Raw genomic sequence first — 3,525 nt, forward strand, 5'->3', positions numbered from 1 at the left:
GATCCGGTCGCCCTCGACGGCCAGGCGGCCGCCCTCGGCGACGACGCCGTCGGGCAGGACCAGGCGGGCTCCGGCCAGGGCGGTACGGTCACGGTCCGCGGTGGTCACGCGGTCACCTCCAAGGAGAGCAGGTCCCAGGCGAGCAGGCCCGCGCCCAGGGACGCGGCGGTGTCTTTGAGCATGGCGGGAACGACTTCCGGGAGCATCTGGAAGGTCAGACGCTCGGTGACCGCCGCGCGCAGCGGGGTGAAGAGCGTGTCGCCGGCCTCGGCCAGCCCGCCGCCGACGATCACCGTCGATGGGTCGAGCAGGCTCTGGGCGAGGATGATGCCGTCGGCCAGGGCGTCGACGGTCCGCTGCCAGACGGCGAGGGCGCGGTCGTCCCCGGCGTCCACCGCGGCGGCGCAGGATGCCGCGTCGGCGTCGGGGTCGCCGCTGGCCTCGGCCCAGGCGCGGGAGACGGCGGAGGCGGAGGCCAGGGTCTCCAGGCAGCCGCGGGCGCCGCAGCCGCACTGCGGGCCGCCCGGGCGGACCACGACGTGGCCGATCTCGCCGCCGTAGCCGTGCGCGCCCGCCTCGATCCGGCCGTTGATGCCGATGGCGCCGGCGATGCCGGTCCCGAGGGCGATGAACAGGAAGCGGTCGACGCCCCGACCGGCACCGAGCCGGCCCTCGGCCAGGCCGCCCGAACGCACGTCGTGGCCGAGGGCCACCGGCATCGGGGCGCCGTCGGGGCCGGCCAGGCGCTCGCCGAGGAGCCGCCGCAGGGGCAGCTCCCGCCAGCCGAGGTTGGCGGAGAAGACCGCGATGCCGTTCTTCTCGTCGATCGTGCCCGGGACGGCGACACCGGCCGCGAGCGGAGCGACGCCGAAGCGGCTGCGGCCCTCGTCCGCCAGGGCGGCGGCGAAGTCGAGGATGGCGGTGACCACGGCGTCCGTGCCGTGCTCCCGCCCGGTCGGTCGGCGTGCCTCGAACAGCACGGAGCCGTCCTGGGCGAGCAGCGCGGCCTTCATGCCGGTGCCGCCTACATCGAGTGCGATGACGTGCTTCACGGAGGACAGTTTCCCTTGGTGGACAGAAGAGGTCTAGTCCAGTTGTCGGATTGGTCTGGTCCATACTGGGTGAGCTTTGTCGCAGCTGCGGCGGTGTGCGGCGCTTTGGGGCGGGGGCGCGGCGGGGGCGTACGGGGGTGAATCGGGGGCGGGTGTTGCGCATCGTGCAACGACCTCGGGCACTTCGATAACTACTGGGGCGGCTCGGGTCAGTGGTGTGGACCAGTGGTCGGCGGGTTTGGCAGTGTGGCGCGTCCCCCCTGCCGGAGTCCCTCGTTCCGGCGGCAGTTCTTCCCCCTAAGGCGGTACCCGCGTTGAACAGGCGCGTCCACGTTCCCACCCGTGTGCTCGGCAGTGTGCTGGCCGGAGCACTGGTACTCACCGCGGTCGGCGGGTGCAGCGGGCAGGACGACGGGACCGTCACCCTCAAGCTGGTCGCCGCGGACTACGGGGAGAACGCGGAGACCGGTTCCAAGCGCTACTGGGACGGCGTCGCCAAGGCCTTCGAGGCCGCCAACCCCAAGATCAAGGTCAGCGTCGAGGTGGACAGCTGGACCGAGATCGGCAAGAAGGTCGAGGACATGATCGCGGCCGGCAAGTCGCCGGACCTGCTGCAGACCGGCGGCTTCGCGGACCAGGTCGCGGCGGACCGGCTGTACCCGGCGTCGGACGTGCTCTCGATGGATACCCAGACCAACTTCCTGGACACCTTCACGCACGCCGGGCAGGTGCTCGGGAAGCAGTACGGGATCCCGTTCGTGTCCTCGTCGCGGGTGCTCTTCTACAACAAGGCGGTGTTCCGGCAGGCGGGGATCGCGCAGCCGCCCGCCACCTGGAACGAGCTGAAGCAGGACGCGGAGAAGATCAAGGCCAAACTGCCGGGGGTCACGCCGTACGGGCTTCCGCTGGGGCCGGAGGAGGCGCCGGCCGAGTCCATGCTGTGGACGCTGAGCGGCGGCGGGAGCATCTCCGACGACGTGGGCAACTACACCATCGACAGCACCCAGAACCAGGCGACCTTCGGCTGGCTCAAGAGCAACCTCGTGAGCACCGGGCTGACGTACCCGGACCCGGGGAAGATGAACCGCACGCCGGTGTTCCAGGACTTCGCGTCCGGGAAGGTCGCGATGCTGAACGGGCACCCGACCCTGCTGCGGATGGCGACCGCCGGGAACATCGACTTCGGGACGGCGCCGATCCCCAAGAAGGACGGCGTGGGGCGGACCGGGAGCCTCGGGGTCGCGGACTGGATGATGGCGTTCAAGGCCAACGGGCACAAGAACGAGATCAAGAAGTTCCTGTCGTTCGTCTACAGCCGGGACAACCAGCTGAAGTTCGACGAGCAGTACAACCTGCTGCCGGTCACCCAGGACGCGTTCAACCAGATGTCGACGGACCCGAAGCACGCGGACCTCAAGCAGTTCGCGGTCGGGCTGACCAATGCGAGCTTCTACCCGTTCGGGGACCCGGCCTGGGGCGAGGTCAGCAACCGGATCAAGGCGGGGATCGGGCAGGCGGTGACCGGGGACCCGAAGCAGGTGCTCGGGGGGCTGCAGGACGCGGCGGTCAAGGAGGCGGCGCGGGTCCGCCAGTAGCGGTCTCCTCGCCGGACCGCCGTGGTCAGGGGAGTGTGATGGCGTAGGCCTTTCGGAGCGTCTCGTGGACGGTCCAGGTGGTGCGGTCGCCCTCGCGCAGGACGGCGCAGTCACCGGGGCCGACCTCCAGGGTCGGGCCGCCTTCGACCTCGATGGTGGCCCGGCCGCTGAGGACCACGAACATCTCGTCGGCCTCGACGTCGGTGACCACACCGGGAGTGATCTGCCAGATGCCGCGCAGGTGGCGGCCGTCGGCGGACTCGGAGAGGACCTTGCCGGTGACCTCGGGGGTGCCGGAGACGATCTGGGACGGGTCGAGCGGGTCGGGGTCGAGGTCGGCGGCGGGGATGTGCAGGGCGAAGCTGGGCGTGGGCGTGGGTGTGGGTGTGGGTGTGGGTGCGGTCGGCAGGGGTGTGGTCATGGGGGTGACGTTAGCGGGGGCGGGTGTGTGACGGGGGGAGCAGTGTGTGTCGGGGGCGGGCTGGAGAATGACACTCCGTAGTGGTGGACGGAGGTGGGCTCGGTGGGTGAGCTGAGTGAGCGGGACCGGGCGGTGCTGGCGCTGGAGGGGCGGCAGTGGCGGACGGCGGGGGCCAAGGAGCGGGCGATCCGGGAGGAGCTGGGGCTCTCCTCTACGCGGTACTACCAGCTGTTGAACGCGTTGCTGGACCGGGAGGAGGCGTTGGCGCATGCGCCGGTGTTGGTGAATCGGTTGCGGCGTGTGCGGGACGCTCGGCGCGGGGCTCGGTGAGGGGGGGGTGTTGGTGCTGGGGGGCTCTCGGAGGGGGTGGGGGGCTTTCGGGAGGGTGGGTGCCGGGGGCGGCTCCGGGGGTGGTCGCTCCGAGGGGCTGGATGATTTTCCGACTGCCGGTGCTGTG

Annotated in this window: 4 protein-coding genes; 2 read left to right on the forward strand and 2 right to left on the reverse strand. The window is 71.2% G+C overall.

What is annotated here, in order from left to right:
- Positions 1-104 precede the first annotated feature (104 nt).
- On the reverse strand, positions 105-1,052 hold the full coding sequence (locus tag ACZ3TI_RS40745; RefSeq protein ID WP_465735607.1) for an ROK family protein: 948 nt from the start codon (positions 1,050-1,052) through the stop codon (positions 105-107).
- A 314-nt stretch (positions 1,053-1,366) separates the two neighbouring features.
- Between ACZ3TI_RS40745 and ACZ3TI_RS40750 the strand changes: the two genes are divergently transcribed.
- On the forward strand, positions 1,367-2,647 hold the full coding sequence (locus ACZ3TI_RS40750; RefSeq protein ID WP_465735609.1) for an extracellular solute-binding protein: 1,281 nt from the start codon (positions 1,367-1,369) through the stop codon (positions 2,645-2,647).
- Positions 2,648-2,672: 25 nt separating this feature from the next.
- On the opposite strand, the gene ACZ3TI_RS40755 is transcribed toward ACZ3TI_RS40750, so the two are convergent.
- Positions 2,673-3,068 carry a cupin domain-containing protein gene (locus ACZ3TI_RS40755; RefSeq protein WP_465735611.1) on the reverse strand — a complete coding sequence of 132 codons (396 nt, stop codon included), beginning with the start codon at positions 3,066-3,068 and terminating at the stop codon, positions 2,673-2,675.
- A 102-nt stretch (positions 3,069-3,170) separates the two neighbouring features.
- Between ACZ3TI_RS40755 and ACZ3TI_RS40760 the strand changes: the two genes are divergently transcribed.
- Positions 3,171-3,398: a DUF3263 domain-containing protein gene (locus tag ACZ3TI_RS40760; RefSeq protein WP_465735613.1), complete on the forward strand. Its 228-nt coding sequence runs from the start codon at positions 3,171-3,173 to the stop codon at positions 3,396-3,398.
- Positions 3,399-3,525 lie beyond the last annotated feature (127 nt).

The sequence above is a fragment of the Kitasatospora sp. NPDC023120 genome, from assembly GCF_055560835.1.

Coding starts and splice junctions, on each gene's coding strand:
- ACZ3TI_RS40755 (WP_465735611.1), bottom strand. CDS start 3,068: ATGACCACACCCCTGCCGACCGCACCCACACCCACACCCACACCCACG.